15 protein-coding genes are annotated in these 18,783 nt (G+C 46.2%); 1 reads left to right on the top strand and 14 read right to left on the bottom strand.

Going from position 1 to position 18,783, the window contains the following annotated elements:
* Positions 1-196: 196 nt before the first annotated feature.
* From MKX75_RS12670 to MKX75_RS12660, 3 genes are all read right to left on the bottom strand, one after another.
* Positions 197-1,441, bottom strand: a complete 1,245-nt coding sequence (locus MKX75_RS12670) for an aminopeptidase (RefSeq protein WP_339169834.1) — start codon at positions 1,439-1,441, stop codon at positions 197-199.
* A gap of 244 nt (positions 1,442-1,685) precedes the next feature.
* A complete protein-coding gene (locus MKX75_RS12665) occupies positions 1,686-3,278 on the bottom strand; it encodes an acyl--CoA ligase (protein ID WP_339169832.1) in 1,593 nt (530 codons plus the stop codon).
* Between the two features lie 255 nt (positions 3,279-3,533).
* Entirely contained in the window at positions 3,534-4,538 is a 1,005-nt protein-coding gene (locus MKX75_RS12660) for an aldo/keto reductase (protein ID WP_091016774.1), read from the bottom strand.
* 203 nt (positions 4,539-4,741) lie between these two features.
* Between MKX75_RS12660 and MKX75_RS12655 the strand changes: the two genes are divergently transcribed.
* Positions 4,742-5,587 (top strand): AraC family transcriptional regulator, encoded by an 846-nt coding sequence (locus MKX75_RS12655; protein WP_339169831.1) that lies wholly within the window; start codon positions 4,742-4,744, stop codon positions 5,585-5,587.
* Positions 5,588-5,615: 28 nt separating this feature from the next.
* Here MKX75_RS12655 and MKX75_RS12650 read toward each other — a convergent pair whose 3' ends face one another.
* The 11 genes from MKX75_RS12650 to MKX75_RS12600 form a co-directional block, all read right to left on the bottom strand.
* Positions 5,616-6,014, bottom strand: a complete 399-nt coding sequence (locus MKX75_RS12650) for an Asp23/Gls24 family envelope stress response protein (RefSeq protein ID WP_076330908.1) — start codon at positions 6,012-6,014, stop codon at positions 5,616-5,618.
* Between the two features lie 29 nt (positions 6,015-6,043).
* Positions 6,044-7,123 (bottom strand): AI-2E family transporter, encoded by a 1,080-nt coding sequence (locus tag MKX75_RS12645; protein ID WP_062834116.1) that lies wholly within the window; start codon positions 7,121-7,123, stop codon positions 6,044-6,046.
* Positions 7,124-7,158: 35 nt separating this feature from the next.
* On the bottom strand, positions 7,159-8,616 hold the full coding sequence (locus MKX75_RS12640; RefSeq protein WP_076330907.1) for a HAMP domain-containing sensor histidine kinase: 1,458 nt from the start codon (positions 8,614-8,616) through the stop codon (positions 7,159-7,161).
* Positions 8,594-9,301 carry a response regulator transcription factor gene (locus MKX75_RS12635; protein WP_076330906.1) on the bottom strand — a complete coding sequence of 236 codons (708 nt, stop codon included), beginning with the start codon at positions 9,299-9,301 and terminating at the stop codon, positions 8,594-8,596. The genes MKX75_RS12640 and MKX75_RS12635 overlap by 23 nt, the downstream gene beginning before the upstream one ends.
* 213 nt (positions 9,302-9,514) lie before the next feature.
* Complete coding sequence (locus tag MKX75_RS12630) at positions 9,515-10,960, bottom strand: 4-hydroxyphenylacetate 3-hydroxylase N-terminal domain-containing protein (RefSeq protein WP_083679449.1); 1,446 nt, start codon at positions 10,958-10,960, stop codon at positions 9,515-9,517.
* A gap of 173 nt (positions 10,961-11,133) precedes the next feature.
* Positions 11,134-13,092 (bottom strand): ABC transporter permease, encoded by a 1,959-nt coding sequence (locus MKX75_RS12625; RefSeq protein ID WP_076330905.1) that lies wholly within the window; start codon positions 13,090-13,092, stop codon positions 11,134-11,136.
* Positions 13,067-13,837 (bottom strand): ABC transporter ATP-binding protein, encoded by a 771-nt coding sequence (locus MKX75_RS12620; RefSeq protein WP_076330904.1) that lies wholly within the window; start codon positions 13,835-13,837, stop codon positions 13,067-13,069. The genes MKX75_RS12625 and MKX75_RS12620 overlap by 26 nt, the downstream gene beginning before the upstream one ends.
* Positions 13,838-14,150: 313 nt before the next feature.
* Positions 14,151-15,134, bottom strand: coding sequence for a sensor histidine kinase (locus MKX75_RS12615; protein ID WP_076330903.1), 984 nt, complete (start codon positions 15,132-15,134; stop codon positions 14,151-14,153).
* On the bottom strand, positions 15,131-15,835 hold the full coding sequence (locus tag MKX75_RS12610; protein ID WP_076330902.1) for a response regulator transcription factor: 705 nt from the start codon (positions 15,833-15,835) through the stop codon (positions 15,131-15,133). Before MKX75_RS12610 ends, MKX75_RS12615 begins: the two co-directional genes overlap by 4 nt.
* 41 nt (positions 15,836-15,876) lie before the next feature.
* Entirely contained in the window at positions 15,877-17,217 is a 1,341-nt protein-coding gene (gene nagZ, locus MKX75_RS12605) for a beta-N-acetylhexosaminidase (RefSeq protein ID WP_254847816.1), read from the bottom strand.
* A 398-nt stretch (positions 17,218-17,615) separates the two neighbouring features.
* Positions 17,616-18,719 (bottom strand): NADH:flavin oxidoreductase, encoded by a 1,104-nt coding sequence (locus MKX75_RS12600; RefSeq protein WP_339169830.1) that lies wholly within the window; start codon positions 18,717-18,719, stop codon positions 17,616-17,618.
* Positions 18,720-18,783 lie beyond the last annotated feature (64 nt).

The following is an 18,783-nucleotide window of genomic DNA, read 5'->3' as shown; positions in this document are numbered from 1 at the left end:
AGCTACTTCGAAAGCACACACTCGCCCAAAAGCTTTCTGAAAGAAAGCTGCATCGGAAGCATACGCTATCCCCGGATTTTTCCCTTGAGAAAAGGGAATCAAAAAAACTGGGGATAACAGCGATTGGAAGGTTATTCTGTCATCGTAGTGTCAGTGTAAATAATCTTTAGTTCAACTTATATAACTAGATTAGAAATTAAAATGCCCAGTTGCCTTTACGGAATACCGGCTCAATTGTACCGTCTTGTAACTCACCGTCGATATCCAGCTCTGCGGAACCGATCATGAAATCGACGTGGGTCAAGCTCACATTGCACTCATGCTTCAGTAACTCTTCGTTAGACATCGTTGTGCCATCTTTCATGTTGAATGGATAAGCGCTGCCCACAGCCAAATGGCAGGATGCATTTTCGTCAATACCCGTATTGTAGAAAATGCGATTCAGGTTGGAGATTGGGGAGTCATGCGGTACGAGTGCCACTTCACCCAGATAACGCGCTCCTTCATCGGTAGCAAACAGGTTCTTCAGATGCTCTTCGCCAGATGCCGCCGTAAACGCTACAACCTGTCCATCCTTAAATGTGATTCTCATCTGATCTACCAGTTGCCCGTTCAGGTTCAAAGGCATGGTGCTGCTAACATACCCATTCACTCCGCTGCGCTTCGGCATGGTGAATACTTCTTCAGTCGGCATATTAGCGACTGTGTATACGCCTTGTTTATTTTCACTACCACCGCCACCCCAGATGTGGTTGTGGACCAGTTCAATTTTCAGGTCAGTACCTGGCGCACGGTAATGCAGGCTCTTATAGTTCTTCTTGTTCAGGAGATCACTCATGGTATTCAAGGTATCCAGATGCTCTCTCCAATTTTGTACAGCATCCCCGCCATCGACACGGTTCATTTTGAAGATGGTTTCCCACATCACGTTGATACGGTCTTCTTCCGGAATGTCGGCAAACACTTTGTTCGCCCAAGCCTTGGTTGGTGCCTTGATCAGACACCAGCTAATTTCATGGTTACGTGTATATTTTGCGTACCCTTTACGTGCCTGAGCAGCCGCTTTCGTTGCCCGGGAAACGCTGTCCGAATCAATACCGTTATACAGTTCAGGATCTGGAACTTTGATTGTCAGGGTAGCGCCGCCTGCTTCTGCAAACTTCTCCATCATATCCGCCTTCCACGCCGGATAGTAGTCGAAGCTGTCATTGGAGCCATGCTCAAAACGACTGCGGGTAATATTGTCGTCATCAAAGTCCACTTGTACATAGTTCGCACCAGCCGCATAAGCTTTTTGCACAATCAGACGTGTGAATTCAAGTGTTTCGATAGGAGCGGTTACGAGCAGATCCTGTCCTTTTTGAATATTTACGCCGACTTTGACAACCAGTTCTGCGTATTGTTCCAATGACTTTTCAAAGGTTTGTTCAAATTGACTCATGGTTGTGTTCACTCCTGTTTCATATATTAATGGCATCGGTTTGCAAAATGTCTTCGGATCTATTGAGTGGCCGTTACAGCGAAGGATCGTTCTTTAGATCGTCGTTGTCTCCAAATTTTCTTCATCGTATTTTTCAAAGGTTAAAATTTGGAGACAAATACGAACGCTATCGCTTCTTCAGAATCGATTCCTTCACTTTCACTATGCATGATCAATTTGCAAAATTTCATCTATACAAAATGATCTAACTATTTCGTTTTTCTTGTTCGCGCAGTTCGATCCGGCGGATTTTACCGGAGTTTGTCTTCGGCAGATCCGTAACAAATTCGATCTTGCGTGGATATTTATAAGGTGCTGTGATTTCCTTGACGTGGTGCTGCAATTCACGCATTAATTCCGGTGAAGCCAGTGAGTCGTCTCTCAGCACGACAAAAGCTTTGACAATATTGCCGCGGATCTCGTCCGGACTTGCAACCACCGCGCATTCCTTCACACTGGCGTGTTTCATGAGTGCTTCTTCCACCTCGAATGGTCCAATCGTATAACCCGAACTGATGATGATATCGTCACTGCGGCCTTCAAACCAGAAGTAACCTTCTTCGTCTTTACGTGCACGGTCTCCTGTTACAAAATAATCGCCACGCTGACTCGCTTCCTTCCGTCCCTCATCCTGATAATAGGACCGGAACAAAGCTGGCATCTCTTTGTGCACCGCGATATCTCCCACTTCACCCGCAGGAACAGGTTGTCCCTCTTCGTCAATAATTTCAATCAATCCAGGTGTAATCGACTGACCCATGGAGCCAATTCGCACAGGCGCATCTTTGAGACTGCCGATTAACAACGTGCTCTCGGTCTGTCCATATCCGTCTCGAATAGTCAGATCAAAGTGACGTTGGAAGATTTCAATGACTTCCTGATTGAGCGGTTCGCCCGCTGACACGGCACTGCGCAGATGAGACAGGTCATAATGTCCAAGATCATCGGCTTTGGCCATCAACCGATATTCCGTTGGTGTACAGCAAAGGACATTAATTTGATGTTCCTGCATCAGTTCCAGGTAACGCTTGGGCTGGAATGATCCATTGTAGACCAGTCCAGTCGCGCCTCTTCCGAGTACCGACAGGAATGGGCTCCAGATCCATTTTTGCCAGCCAGGTGCAGCCGTTGCCCATACGGTATCTGAAGGTTGAATATCCAACCATAATGAAGAAGCGATCCGCAGGTGGGCATATCCCCAACCGTGGCTATGTACAACTCCTTTGGGATTACCTGTTGTGCCCGAAGTATAAGCAAGAATAGCCGTATCATCACGATGAGTCTCCACCGCAGCCATCTCATCGGGTTGATTTTGCATTAACTGATGCACATTGACCCAACCTTCAGCAGGTACGCCGACTTCACCATTCGGTGATGCCACGATGCGATGTGCCAGTGATGGCAGATCTGCGTCCATCTTTTCCACTTCCGAGGTCGTCTCGGACCATACAATAACAGCCCGCGCCTCAGAGTGACGCAGACGATATTCAAGATCTTTGGCCCGTAACATCTCGGAGGAAGGAATAACGGCAATCCCCAATTTCAGACAAGCAATGTAAATAACATAGGCAATAATACGGCGTGGTACCATGACCAACACCCGATCACCCTTCTCTAGTCCAAGTTCACGCAAACCTCCAGCAAGACGATTCGCCTGCTTGAATAAATCACCGTACGTGATCTCTTCCAATTCCCGTTGATCGCTGAGCCATCTAAGTGCAATCCGGTCTGATGGATGATTTTCCATCTCGGATGTCAGGTTATAGCTTTCAGGCGAAATCCACTGTTCAAAGTTCAAATGGAGCCTCTCCTTCGTAATTCAAATGTAAAGCTTCTATATATTATACCCTAAATCCTAGGACCAGGTGCTATGAACTAGGCTCATTCCGAAAAAAATAAACATAGGTCAATTAATGAACTATTATAATCGATCTATTCCTATAAAGAAAATGACATATAAAAAAATAGCGCCAACCTGAAACATCAGGGAGGCACCATTTTATTTTTCAATCTTTCATTACACGAAAATTTTAGCCTAACTATAATTTTTCGGTTACCAAGGATAATTACCCATGCCGTCCAAAATGCTCTCAATTTCATTGAGCTCTTCCGTCGTCAGATCCGGTGCCTGTAGCGCAGCTACGTTTTCTTCGATCTGGGACACACGGCTTGCACCAATCAGTGCGGAAGTTACACGGTTACCACGCAAGATCCAGTTCAGAGCCAGTTGGGAGATAGTTTGACCTCTTCGCTCGGCAACCGCCTGAAGTGCATCGAACTTGGCAATCCGTTCGTCCGTGTATGCTTCTTTTTTCAAATTGCCAGTTGGGTTGGCTCGTTCTTCCTTGATCTTGTCGACATATTTATTGGTCAACTGACCGCGGCCAAGCGGACAGAACGCTATGGAGCCTACGCCTTGCTCATCCAGTACGTCTTGCAAACCGTCTTCAATCCAGCGATTCAGCATCGAGTAGTTTGGCTGATGAACCAGACATGGCGTACCCAGACGACGAAGAATGGTCACCGCTTCTTGTGTCTGTTCTGCATTATAATTGGACAAGCCCACATACAGTGCTTTACCTTGGCGTACGATATGATCCAGCGCCGTCATCGTTTCTTCCAATGGTGTATCCGGATCTGGACGGTGATGATAGAAAATGTCTACATAATCCAGTCCCATCCGACCAAGACTTTGATCGAGACTGGCAATCAGATTTTTGCGGGAGCCCCATTCGCCGTAAGGTCCACTCCACATATGGTAGCCTGCCTTGGACGAGATGAGCAGCTCATCCCGGTAAGGACGCAGATGTTTTTTGTAAATCACGCCAAAGTTCTCTTCCGCTGAGCCTGGAGGTGGACCGTAGTTATTCGCCAGATCGAAATGGTTAATTCCGAGGTCGAAGGCACGCAAAATCATCTCTTCCTGAATATCCAATGTACGGTTGCCACCAAAGTTCTGCCATAAACCCAGCGCAATTTGCGGCAGTCTGATTCCGGATTTACCGGAACGTACATATTTCATCTCATCATATCGTTGTTCACTCGCAGTATAGGGCATCGTCATTCTCACTTTCCTGTAAGGTTTGTTGAATTCCTTTTCATCTTAGACATTTTTCTGGCAAAACGATATGGCATTTCACTTTGAACATATGGAAAAATGATTGTTATATCTATATAAACTAATCTTAAATGATTGATCTTTTGTACGAATCAATATGTTAAAATGCAAGATGAGACGAAATCGTACAGGAGTGAATACCCTTGATTACGTATATGTTCAAGAACAATCATTTTCAGGAGCTTCAGCTCCTTCATTATGGCACGGAAGCCTGTACACCAGGTCACCACTTTGGCCCTGCCATGAGAGACTACTACAAAATTCATTATATTTTGAATGGCAAAGGCACCTTCGAAGTTGGTGGCAAAACGTACACCCTGCACAAAGGTCAAGGTTTTCTGATTGTTCCGCATTCCGTCGTACATTACGAAGCAGATCAGGATGACCCTTGGGAATACAGCTGGGTTGCTTTTCAAGGCAGCAATAGTTCTTCCTTTTTACAGCAGGCCTGTCTGTCGGAGCATCACCCGATCTTTGAGCTGGGCAATGAGGATGACGAGATGCGATCCTGCCTGCACCGAATGATTAATTCGCGGCATACCCATAAAGGCTGGGAGATTAGCATGACTGGTTTGCTGTATCAATTCTTCTCTATTTTAATTGATCAGGCCAATGCAGATCATCTTCAACCCATGCCGGATTATTCGAAGGAAACGTACGTAACGCAGGTAATGGACTTTATTGAAATGAACTATGCCAATGCCATTACCGTTCAATCCATCGCGGCCCATGTCGGTTTGCAGCGCAGTTACCTGTGCTCTCTCTTCAAGGACCAGATGGGAAGCAGCATCCAGTCGTATCTGGTCCATTATCGGATGCGCAGGGCAGCTGAACTGACGCTTGATCCCGGTCTGACCATTGGTGATATTGCCCGTTCTGTGGGCTACACCGATCAATTGCTGTTCTCCAAAATGTTCAAAAAAGTGATGGGCGAAGCTCCCACCTACTACCGCAAACATAAAACAGCACCCTCCCAGTTAAGTTGTTAATTGGGAAAGTGCTGTTTTTGCCATTCGTTTATACCGTTTCCGGCATGGATACGCCGACGACTTGTACTTTAATTTCATTGACCATAACGCCAGCTAATTGTTCTACAGCCTGTTGAACATTATGTTGAAGTTCACGGCAAACCTCGTGCATCTTGTTGCCATATTGAATGTTGATGCGCAGCTGAATGGTGGCCTGATCGTCTTTGACGTGCACATCAATCCCTTTTTGCAGACTTTTGCCACTGATGCTCTTGGCAATGCCTTCAGTCAGTCCCACGGACATGGAGGATACACCATTCGTGCTCTGCGCGGCCATCCCCACGATCTTGGACAGCACATCGTTCGAGATGTGAATGGTACCCATTTGAACAGATTGAGGTGCGATATATTCAGGTTCATTGTATGGTTTTTCGATAATTTCAGACATGTGCTCCACTCCTTCGAATAATTTAGATTCTATGCATTCTGCCATTTGTCCTTGAAGAACATGTTGTAGATTCGAACCAAAAGAATTTTAACAATCATATACACCGGAATAATAATTAGGATGGCAATAATTCCACCGAGGTCCCCTGCACCCAAAACCAGAATAATCGTCGTTAGCGGGTGAATATCGAGTTTTTTACCAAATACGTAGGGTGCAACCAGGTTGTCCTGAATCTGCTGGGCGACGAGAATAATAATCAGAGACCAGATGGCAACCGATGGCGATACCACGAGACCCATGATCACAATAGGCACGGACGACACAATCGCTCCGATAAACGGAACAAAGTTCATGATGACCGCGATTACCGTGAGCAGTAATGCGTACGGCAGTCCAATGATCAGGAAACCGATATACATCAGTACACCCAGCGCCAGATTCACCAAGACTCTTCCCACAATAAAACCACTCAGCGCCTGATCAATCTCAAGCACGACTTCACGGCTGTCATTTTGGAAACGTTTTGGAGCGATATGTGCCAGTTTACGGCCGAATTTCTCACCTTGTAACAGCATATAGAACAAAAGGATCGGTAATGTAAACAAGATAATCGCAAAACTGGACACGAGTGAGAAAAATCCACTTACATAGTTGGTCACAAAGTTAAATCCTTTGTTGATATACTCCGTGATCTGAGATAAAGGTGTAGATCCCTCCGGGAACAAGGCTTGAATCGCACCATTCTGCTCCAGCTCTCTCAGTTGTTCACTTAATGAATTAAGTAGATTCGGTGCGTTATCGACCAGGTTGATGAGCTGCTCACGTAACGATGGCCATAATCCAATGATGAAGAACACACCCAGAATAGCAATAACCAGATAGATTAGCAAAATACTTAACGTGCGATTTATTTTCTTTTTCTCCATATAATTCACGAGCGGCCTTAGCAGATAATAAAAGAACACCGATAACATCATCGGCACGGTGATTACCGTGATCATGGTAACGAGCGGCTGAAAGATGAAGCTCACACGTGATAATAAATAGATATTAACCAATATCAGAGCCAGTGCAATACTGAACCTGACAAACGTATTTCCTTTGAACAAAATATTCCCCTCCACATGGACATTTCTTCTCTTATTTAATTTGGAATCTCAATGGTAAACACGGTGGTCTCTCGCCCACGCCGGGAAAGGATCAGCCGTCCGCCCATTTTCTCCGTATTACGTCGTGCGATGGACAAACCAAGTCCGGTGCCTCCGGTCGCTGTCCGCGCCTCATCCCCTCGTACAAACGGGTCAAAGATCGTTGACCACAGTTCTTGGGGTATGCCCACTCCGGTATCTGCCACTTCAATTACCACATGGGTATGAAGCGGAATGAGTTCCACGCGCATTTCTGTTCCGGGCGGATTATAAGACAGAGCATTGGTAATCAGATTCTGAATGACTCTGGATAACAGCTCGGGATCATACCTCGCGTAGATCTCCTGATCAGGAACAAGTACGTGAAGGACAAACTGTTTTTGTTCAATCTCCCCATACGTATCTGCCATAATCTCGCGCACGAATTCTCCAATTTCTCTTCTCTGAATATGCATGCGGAAATCGGGCGAATCCACCTTGAGCAGCTCCAGCATATTCTGTATCATGCGTGCAACTTGAACGGACTTGTTATAGATATATCCCAGATATCGTTGCTGCCTGTCCTTGTCTTCCCCACGTCCTTCCACCAATGCCTGCGCGTATCCCTGTATAGATGTTATCGGTGTCTTCAGATCATGTGATAAGTCTACAATCAGTCGCTGTTTACTCTCTTCTGCATAACGTTTCTCCGCAGAGGTGTTCTCAATGACGTCCGCCATGTAGTTAAAGGTCTCACCAATCTGGACAAACTCTCTCTCGGCCGAGATCGACATCCGTGTACTATAATTTCCCTGAATCATCTGCGTAAGACCCGAGGAGAGAATGCTGAGTGGTTTTTTGATTCTCCGTGCGACCCAATAGCTATAGACAAAGATCAATGACAACACTAAACCGATGCCAATCATAATGTAAAAAGATAACGGGTGCTTCAGATTGGTAATCAATTGATTATCATTAATCCTTACGCTGACCAGATCACGCGGGATCTTCAGCAACACATACGCTGCCGCTCCATCTGTCGAAAACGGAGTGATGGAGTAATAGTACGGCTGGTCACTCCGATTCTCCAATCCAGCATACAGATCGGCTTCACTGTATTGGGTGAACGCATCTTGCTTATCTCCTACATGACGAATGACGGTGCGATTCGCATCCAGTATCTCAATCCAGCCACCGCTGTCCTTGAGACGTTGAATCTCGGTGTCTTTATCTTTCGATACCGAACCCCCACCGGAGTAAAATTCGTTCTCCAGCTCTGCCACGTACACATGGGCTTCGACATTCAAATCCGGATCAACCACCTGATCCGATATACGAAAATCCACGACATCCAGTGACACCATAAGGTACACGATCAATACCAGTAACAGTAAAAAGAAGTTGAACAGCAAGAAGTCCAGTGTCAGGGATGTCTGCAACAGTCTTTTTTCTCTAGCTTTCCATGGGCGCTTCAATTTTGTATCCCAGTCCCCTTATCGTTTTGAGATATTCCGGTTGTCTGGAGTCACGCTCGATCTTCTCCCGAATGTTGCTGATATGTACCATAATCGTGCTGTCCTCGTGCGCATAATAGTCGCCCCAGACCGCTTCGTATATTTTTTTACGGGTGAACACTCGGCCAGGCTGATCGAGCAACAATTCCATGATTTTATACTCTGTAGAGGTCAATGTTACAGGACTTCCTGAACGAAAAAGGATACATTGGGATCGATCCAGGGTCAGATCACCTAATACCAGATTCTGTTCTTTCGCTGCGGGAACCTCCGCTGCATCAAAATGATTGACTCTTCTGAGCAATGCCTCTACCCTGGCGACAATCTCAAGCGGGTTGAATGGCTTCGCTATATAATCATCTGCCCCAAGTCCCAGTCCAAGGATTTTATCGTGATCCTGACTTTTGGCGGATAGGAACAGAACAGGCATGTGATGTGTAGCCCGGATCTGTTTGATCAACTGCAACCCATCCATCACAGGCATCATGATGTCCAGTATGACCAGATCGATCTGTGTAGAACGTATACATTGTAACGCCTCGGCTCCATTCACCGCAGTCTTAATGGTATAGTCCTTCTCCAGATAGAGCTGAAGCAGTTCCACAATCTCTGGTTCGTCATCTGCAATTAATACGGTGTATCTCATGTTATTCCTCTCATTTCCTATACTCTATGCCTATCTCTACATTATTACTATATACTACGTCTCTTAATTCAACCTAAATCATTTCTAAAGATAATCTAAATAAATAGAAATAGAGCCCTGGCGCAAGCCAAGGCTTTATGAAAATAGGATCGTTCTCATTCTTCATTCAGGCTTTTCAATCTTCATTCGGACCATTCGGATTAGACTATCAGATCATTCCTTACCGGAACGAAGCCAAGGTTCAACTTTCAGCGATAAACGTTGTTTGTCATACTGCACATATTGGCTCGCCCGGTTGCGCACGGGATCACCCGCATAGAAGCGTTCATACAGGTCATGCCTGGCTCCGAGTGGACTTCCTGTTAGCTCCCACGCCAGTTGAAAGAGACGAATCTTCTCCGGGGCTTGCATCGTTACTCCGCCAAGGTATTTTCCCATCATGGAGCCCATCATTTCATTCATCTCAAACGTACCTGAAGGAATCTGAATCAGACCACCCGCAGCAATCGTCTTTAATATTTCCACAGCGCGGGGATAATACCGATTGCCCAGATTACGGGCAGTTTCAATATATTTGAATTCCGGCAACCAGTTGCCGAATGTATCCGACTTGGACTGAGCTTCAGCAGCAACAATCAATCCCTCGATGGTCTGCATCTGACTGATCAGCTCTCCGAGCTGTTCCTGTACATTCAGGAAAGCGTCCACCCCAATCTCCTTGGCAATGGCTGAGGTCACGGCTGTAATGAACTCCAGTTTTGAGTGCAAACGAATGACGCTCTGATGATAGGCCAGACTGGCCGAAGCTGTATTACAGCGAATCTGCCATACGGCTTCAGGGTTATTGTGCAGCAATACACGTTCCCAGGGCACAAATACATCGTCAAAAAATAACACGGCATCCATCTCATCGTACTGCGCACTGAGTGGATGTGATTGATCTGTATCTTTTGTGGCAAAAGATTCACGACACATCATGTGTAAGCCCGGACTGTCCGCAGCTACAATCACCATATGGGCCAGCTCTGGCAGGTGGGACGGAATTCGTTGAACGGGATAAGCAATAATATCATCTGCATAAGGCGCTGCTGTTGCCACCATTTTGGCCCCGCGAATGACTACGCCCTCCGTATTGCTTTTGACAATCCGCAGCATGGCATCCTCGTCTTCACCAACAGGCAAGGAACGGTTAATCTGGGGGTCGCGCTGGACAATGGTCAGGAATACATCTTTTCGTTTGGCTTGTTCAAAATAAGCCGATATTTTACCTGCAAATGCAGGATCATGTGCTGTCATCTCATGTCGTGTTGCATACCAGCCGGTCAGGCGGGAACGAGCATAATCAGACAATCGGCTCATCACCCCATACGTCCGCTCAGACCAAAGCCGAAAAGCCTCCGCTCTGCTATTCACGTCGAGATGTGAACGGGGTACAAGAAAAGAGCGATGTACATAACTTCCCGTCTGTTCGTCCCAATAGGCCACGGTTTCCCTTGTCTCCGGGTCATCCACCAGATTAAACAATCCTTCTATCGTTTGAAGTGTTCCCTGAAAGGCCTGATGCTGGGTAACCCGGATACGTTCTCCGTCCAGCCATACATTCCGCTCATCATTCAAACGTTGAATGTAAGCTTGTCCACGAGACATCGTGATGCTCATGATCTGTCCTCCCTCTCAGGCATCTGCCTGACATTTCTGTAACCCCATCCTTCTAACTGCTTGAGAAACTATGTGATGATACATTTTGTATCTATCGAAATAGTACTGTGCCTTGGATAGAAAAGTCAACAGACACCGAGTCATGCGTTCGGTGTCTGTTGGGCCATGCTATTTTAGACTAACTTGGAATACATATGACGCAGATACCGCCAGCGCACAAGCGCAAAATACAAGATCTGCATGGAAGCAAACACCAAGAAGATGCGCAGGCTGTATCCGAAGACCGAGAAATCAACCAGTTGCTGTAACGCTACAAAGGCAACTGAACTGTGGATGACCGCCACCAGAAGCGGCAGGAAGAACATAAGCAATAGCTGCCTTGTTACGATCTTACGGAGTTCGGGACGACTCAGTCCCATTTTGCCAATCATGCGATACTGCGCTTCATCCCGCTCTAGATCTGCGTAAAGTCTGAAATACGTGAAACTTGCTGCAAAGGTGAAGAAAACAATGCCGATCAGGCCGCTCAAAATCAGAATGATGCCATTGGTCTGCTTGGAATTAAGCCAATCCACCACAAGTGCGCTGACCTCATAATAACCTTTGTCGGAATAATCATCTTGAATGGATTTGATCAATTCAGGAGCGAAGCTGCGTGTACCCATCCAATCTTTCACAATAAATTGTATCGTTCGACTCGAATAGAAATCTTCAGGCATGCCAACTTCCTCGTTGTACGCAGGTCTCATCTTATTAAACAGTTCGTCGGTTACGACGTAGAGATAAATTTCATATTGAAAAGGAATCACAATATCGGTACCAGGTGTCGATAGCTGGACAGGTACGTGCTGATTATCAACCTCCAGATTGACCTTTCCTCCCGAGACTCCTTGTTCAACCTGTTCACGGTACGCCTTGCGAATCGCCAAATTGCTTGGTGTCATAAATGACTCATCGATCTGTTTCAACGTACGTTCTTCATACCCCAGTGCCTTCGCAAGACGGTTATAATCACTCAGTTTGATAATCTTCCCATTATTATTTTCACCTATAGGAGCATAACTACCCTTCACGTAGGGAACTTGATGATCAACCAACGTTTCTTCAATCTGCCGAATATGTCGCTCGGAGTTTGGAGTATCCCAGTTATTCATATAACTGAATGCGTACGGATTCGACATGGACGACAACCCCGGGTCAGCAATAGCAAGCATGGTGCCAATTCCCGTAAATGAAGAAGCTGAAATGATACTTACCATGAAAAACATGATGGCGTTATCTTTCATTCGATACGTAAGTTCCGATAAGAAGAGCAGATTGGTTTTGCGGAAAAACAATCTTGGGTTTCTTTTGAGTGCCCGAATGATGTATACACTGAGCTGCGTGAACAAAAAGTACGTACCTGCAATAACGACCACGACACTTGCCATTAATAGCGGAAACGAGAAGCTTACCCATACAAAAGTGAATACCCCTGCATAACCTCCCCCAATGAACAATACGGATAGCAATGCGAGCAGACGCGATGCTTTGGGTTCCGGTTTCGGTTTTTCCTCTGATTTCACAAGCTCAATGAGCGAACCTTTCCGTATGAGCAAGGATGACGACATCGCAATGATAATGAACAGCAGTAGAAATGCCCCAACCGTCAGGGCGATGCCTTTCAGCGGAAAATAGAACCGAAGGCTGTTCTCGACAGCCAGCATGGAGCCGCAGATGAGCAGAATCAATTTGCCGAAAATAAGCCCGAGTCCAATACCGGTAATAATTGAAGCTAATCCGATACACATGTTCTCCATAAACAAGAGCCGGTTCATTTGTTTACGTGTCATGCCAATGATCAGGAAAATACCAAATTCCTTCTTACGTGTCTTCAGAAATGAACCAACCGAGTAGAGCAGGAACAGGAATGAAAAGATGAATATAATGACCTCTGCAATCATAAACCCCTGGTTGGCAAGCAACGTAACCGTACCACTTGATCCCTTTAACCCTTCTTTCAGATCGGGATGGAACAGGAGCAATGCGTAGGTGAAAAAGATCATGACGGAAAATGTACTGCTCAGAAAATGAGCCAGATAAATTCGTTTGTTGCGAACAACGTTATTAATGGCGAACTGGCGAAAATTCATGTCCTGACCCTCCCATTAGGGATAATACGTTAATAATCTTCTGATAAAAGGCTGCGCGATTATCGCCGTAATGAATTTCATTGTACAATTTGCCATCCTTGATAAAGACGACCCGACTACAGTAGCTCGCTGCAACTGCATCATGGGTAACCAGCAGCATCGTAGCCCGATCCTCCTGATTGCGTGTTTCAAGAATCTCCATCACATCTCTGGCCGCCTTCGAATCCAGATTACCTGTTGGCTCATCGGCCAGAATCAGCTTCGGGGAATGGATAAGCGCTCTGGCAATAGCCGTACGTTGTGCCTGTCCACCTGAGATCTCATATGTCCGTTTGTTTAGAATACTCTCGATGCCCAGCTTGCTTGCCAGCTGTTCAACACGTGCGTTCATCTCTGCTAGCGAAACGCCGTCAAGGGTCAGTGGCAGTACGATGTTTTCCTTGACTGTCAGTGTATTTAACAGATTGAACGATTGAAAAACGAAACCAAGCTCTTTGCGCCGGAACAGCGCGAGTTCATCCTGATTCAATTCAAACGGATTCTTCCCTGCAATCCGCAGTTCGCCTGATGTTGGATGATCAATAGTAGAGATCATGTTCAGCAGGGTCGTTTTGCCACTACCGGATGGTCCCATGATGCCAACAAACTCACCTTCCTGAATACTGAGGTCAATACCGGATAATGCTTCATATGATACGATGCCTTTATAGATTTTACTGATCTGTTTTACAGAACAAATCTCCATGCTTACAACTCCTTCGTGATTTATGAATGCGAAAATGAGTACTCTCCTGCTCTGTTTATGTGGTGATGTAAGTGCCTTTCCTGTGATCTTCTGACTACAGTCTATCGAAGTTTCGGCCATTCTCCTATGGTTTAACCTTTCATCAACATGACAATGTTGTAAGGTTGCATGATGGTAAGCAAAAAAGACGTCTTTGCCCTTACCAGGCAATAGACGTCTAAACTTAAACCTACACTGTAATTCATACTCTACTCACACTTCTTCAACAAAAATACCAGACTTCACGCCCCAATCTTAACTTCAACCTGCGACTTCAGGATTTGAATGTAATTCGGGCGGTCGTTCCTTCGCCGTACACGGATTCAAGATCAATCTGATGATTCATCCGCGTTAACACTTCTTTTGCTATATACAATCCCATGCCTGTGGACTCTTTGAAATGCCGCCCGTTCTCCCCGGTGAAGAAAGGTTGGAATACCCGATTCAGATCAGACTTCGGAATCCCGATGCCCTGATCCTGCACTTCCAGCATGATAGAGCGTTCCGCTTCATACGCACGCAGATGAATCTTTTGTCCGTTGCCCGCAGAGTACTTGATTGCGTTCGACAGTAACTGTACCAAGACGAAACGAATCCACTTGGCATCGGATTGCACAACCAGCGCAGAATCGATATGCATCTCTGGATAAACGTGATTACGGATGAAGAATCGTTTCAGCTCATGGATCGCCTCTTCACCAGCGTTCTTCAGTACCACAGGTTCGACACTGAAATCCTGTTCAAAGGTATCCAAGCGGGCCACATACAGCACAGTCTCCAATCCCCGTCTCATCTGGTCCGCTTCCTCTCGAATGCTGATGAGCCTGGGATCATCATCTTCCTGATCTTCCACGGTCAACTCAATGACGGATAACGGGGTCTTCATCTGATGTACCCACTGGTTCATAAACGTCAGATATTCTTGCTGCCGTTGTTCCAGCCGATGCAGATGAGCATGATACTGCCCGTATTGTGAATCCAGCAGCTTCTCCAGTGCCAGTGATAAAGGACTTGTTTCGTTCAATGGTACAAATTCCTTCAGCGAATCCATCGATCGTGTCATACGGGCATAAAAAGAGCGATGTGAATAATAACGATAGACCAAATATGCAACGTATAAAAACAATCCCAACGCTACAGCATAAGCAGCCGTCACCCAATCGTTGTAACCGTCATACCAGAACACTGCAATAACGGTGAACAAGATAGCAACAACCCAGCAAGTTAAAGCGAGATGTTCTCGTATAAACAACCTCATGACGGTGAAGAGAACTTCCAGTTATTGTTCAGTCGGTAACCCGAACCTCTTACCGTTTCCAGTGCGTCCGTTATGCCAAGCTCGGCTAATCGTTTACGCACCCGGGTAACGTTAACACTAAGTGTGTTGTCATCTACAAAAGAGTCATCCCACAGCTTCTCCAGAATCGTCTCCCTGCTCACAAGCTTTGGACTGCGGCGCAATAACGTTTCCAGCAAAATCGTTTCCTTTTTCGTCAACTGCACTTTGAGATCAGCGAGTTGAATCTCCTGTCTTTCCAGATACACGACCAAACCGTCCAATTCCACCTTGCGTTCTTCGTCACGTACAGCATAGTCCCCATACACCCTGCGCAGCTGACTCCGAATTTTGGCTATAACAATCTCATGTTCAAACGGCTTCGTAATATAATCATCCGCTCCGTTCTCCAGTGCCATGACCTGATCCATTTTTCCGCTCCGGGCGGAGATAAACAGAATCGGGCACGTAGACATCGTACGAATCTGGCGGCACCAATAGAAACCATCGTAGCTGGGTAAATTGATATCCAGAAGCACCACATGTGGCTGCACCTGCTCAAACTGTTGTACAATCGTCTCAAAATCCTCGGCCAAAACGGCCTTATCCCCATAGCGCTCAATATGTGATTTCAATAATCCCGCAATCTTGGGGTCGTCCTCTATAATCATAATGGTATACATAGTTGGGTCTCACCTCTGCCAAAATCATATCACAGGATTAATTATCGAGCATCGACTTGCTTACGCCAATCCACAATATCTGCATTCAATTGTTTCAGATCTCCGGAAGCTTTCTGGTCATCGGATAATTTGTATTGTTGCTTCAATGCCAGGATTCGATATACACTTTCATCAATTCGAGATTCGGAGATCTCGCCTGACTTCACTGCACTCATTAGCGTGTCAAAAATCGTCTTGGCACTTTCATAACTATGAGCTACCAAAAGAATGTCACTTCCTGCTCTAACCGTTGCTAGAGCAGCTTCGTCCAACTTGAAATTCTTCGCTATTGCTCCCATACTAAGGTCATCTGTGATGACGACACCGTCATACTTAAATTTGCCACGCAAATGTTCACCAATAATGACATCGGATAAGGAAGCCGGATGATCCGAATCAAGCTTGGGGAACAAAATGTGTGCAACCATGACCGCTTCTACCTGCTCCTTCACTGCGGCTTGGAACGGAATCCATTCAAGCTCGGCCAGTTGTTTTTCCGTTTTGTTTACGACAGGCAGATCAAGATGGGAATCCACGGACGTATCCCCATGACCCGGAAAATGCTTCACTACCGGAATAATGCCTTCACTACGTAGTCCCTTCATCTCTGCAATCCCCATACGTGACACGAGTTCTGCCGAGCTGCCGAATGAACGATCTCCGATCACCGGGTTCTTCGGGTTACTGTTCACATCCAGTACAGGAGCGAAGTCCACATTAAAACCTGCAAGTTGAACCTGTCTCGCCAGCAATTCTCCCATCGTTTCAGCAAGCGCGCTATCGTTCGTCTGGCCTACCTTTTTGTTGGAAGGAATGGATTCCACCGTCTCCGGCATACGGCTGACTTTGCCGCCCTCCTGGTCTACACTCATGAAGATCGGTACCGGATTGGACTGATTCGTGTCCTTGATGGACTGCACAAACTTGGCTGTTCCCTCAAGCGTCGTTACATTGTTGGCATAGAAAATAATGCCCCCTACCTTCTGATCCATAATCATCTGTTTGGCTTGATCATCCAGCGTTGTTCCCTGAACACCAGCCAGTATCATCTGTCCAATCTTCTCTTCTAACGTCAGTGAACTGAGCTGCTCCTGCACCGGGTCGGATTCTTCTTGCGGTTCCTCTTGCGCTTGTTCCTGTGGTGGAACGGTATTCTGCTCCGGTGATGAGGAAGTTTGCCCTGTGTTGGAGTCTGTGTTCGAATTGATGTTCGAGTCCGTTGCGGAAGAAGGTTTCTGAGCTTGGCCGCATGCCGATAAAAGCAGAACGATCCCCAACATGAAACACATCATCTGTAATGTTTTTTTCCATTGATTGTTCGAGTGGTACCTATAGTTGTGCAAGGATATTCATCCTCCTTATGTAATGTCATCTTGGTAATCCAAAGGTTCAGGCCTAACCTTATCACAAGGTGAATGATTTTCAAAATGAGCGCTTCTGAGGATTGAATTGTTGTGCTGACATCTATGCAGCGAAAAAAAGGTTGCTATAGAACCTGAACTATGGAACTAAATGGTGTTGTGACCAAGCGCGTGCGGGATGTGTGGGGATAATCAATAGGAGCAACGGTGCAGGAAAGTGTTTTACTATTGTGAATTTTTCATATGTTGAAATTATTAATATAGATAGATCAAAAAGCCGCCCAAAGGCGGCCTATTTGTTCGTTATTGTTTTAATTTTCGTTGGAAATCGTTGCCGTCCAGCGTTGGTTCACCTTTTGCCAAACGTCCTTAACCTTGAATTATTGGAGTGTTTGCAACACTTCCGTTGTAAAAGGAATGATTTCAGATGTGCGACCTTCACGAACTTTGTCTGCCCATTCGGGATCACTCAGCAAAACGCGGCCCAAAGCGATCAGATCAAATTCATTATTCTCCAGCTTCTCATTCAATAGTTCCAAATGGGCATCCCCTGCTCCTTGGTTCTCGGTTGCTCTGTCCACAAATTCAGCTTCCAGCCCTACCGATCCAACTGAAATAGCTGGTTTGCCTGTTATTTTTTGAGTCCAACCCGCGAGATTCAGCTCGGAACCTTCAAATTCAGGCAACCAGAACCGGCGTGTAGAACAATGGAATATATCCACGCCAGCAGCACTGAGTGGTGTCAGAAATTGCTCCAATTGTTCCGGTGTTTCCACCAGACGAGCATCATAATTCCCCATCTTCCATTGGGAGAACCGAAGCACAATTGGGAAATCAGGACCAACTGCCGCACGACAAGCTTCAATCACTTCAACTGCAAATTGGGTTCGCTGTACCAAATCACCGCCATACTTGTCGGTCCGTCGGTTCGTCTGCTCCCAGAAGAATTGGTCAATCAGATATCCGTGGGCTCCGTGCAGCTCAATGCCGTCAAACCCAATTCGCTGTGCATCCGCTGCGGCTTGGGCAAATGCTTGAACAAGACCTTGAATCTCCTCTTCCGTCAAGGGTTCACGTGATGGTTCTCCTGCCATGCTAACACCTGACGGACTTACCGGTTCAGCTTCAGCATTAGGCAAGTCGCCGGAACGACGCGCTGTACCCACATGCCACAATTGTGGCATGATTTTGCCGCCTGCTTCATGTACTGCTTTCACTACGTTAGCCCATCCTTGCAGCGAATCTTCACCATGGAACAATGGAATACTCGCCCCACTGACGGAAGACGGATGATTAATGCCTGTGCCTTCCGTAATGATAAGCCCCACTCCGCCTGCTACTCTACGACGGTAGTATTCAACAACTTCTGGTCCAGGTACGCCCTCTGGTGAAAACCCACGTGTCATGGGTGCCATCACAATTCGGTTCGACAAGGTTAGCTTGTCCGAGATGAAGGGTTTGAATAATGCTGAAGGTACGTTCATCGTATATTTCTCCTTTACAATTGGAAGTATGGAACTCCGCACTCCTGTGAAATGCGACTTGCTT

The sequence above is a fragment of the Paenibacillus sp. FSL R5-0341 genome (assembly GCF_037975235.1).
GTDB lineage: Bacteria > Bacillota > Bacilli > Paenibacillales > Paenibacillaceae > Paenibacillus > Paenibacillus amylolyticus_A.
This window is presented reverse-complemented; position numbering and strand designations above follow the sequence as displayed.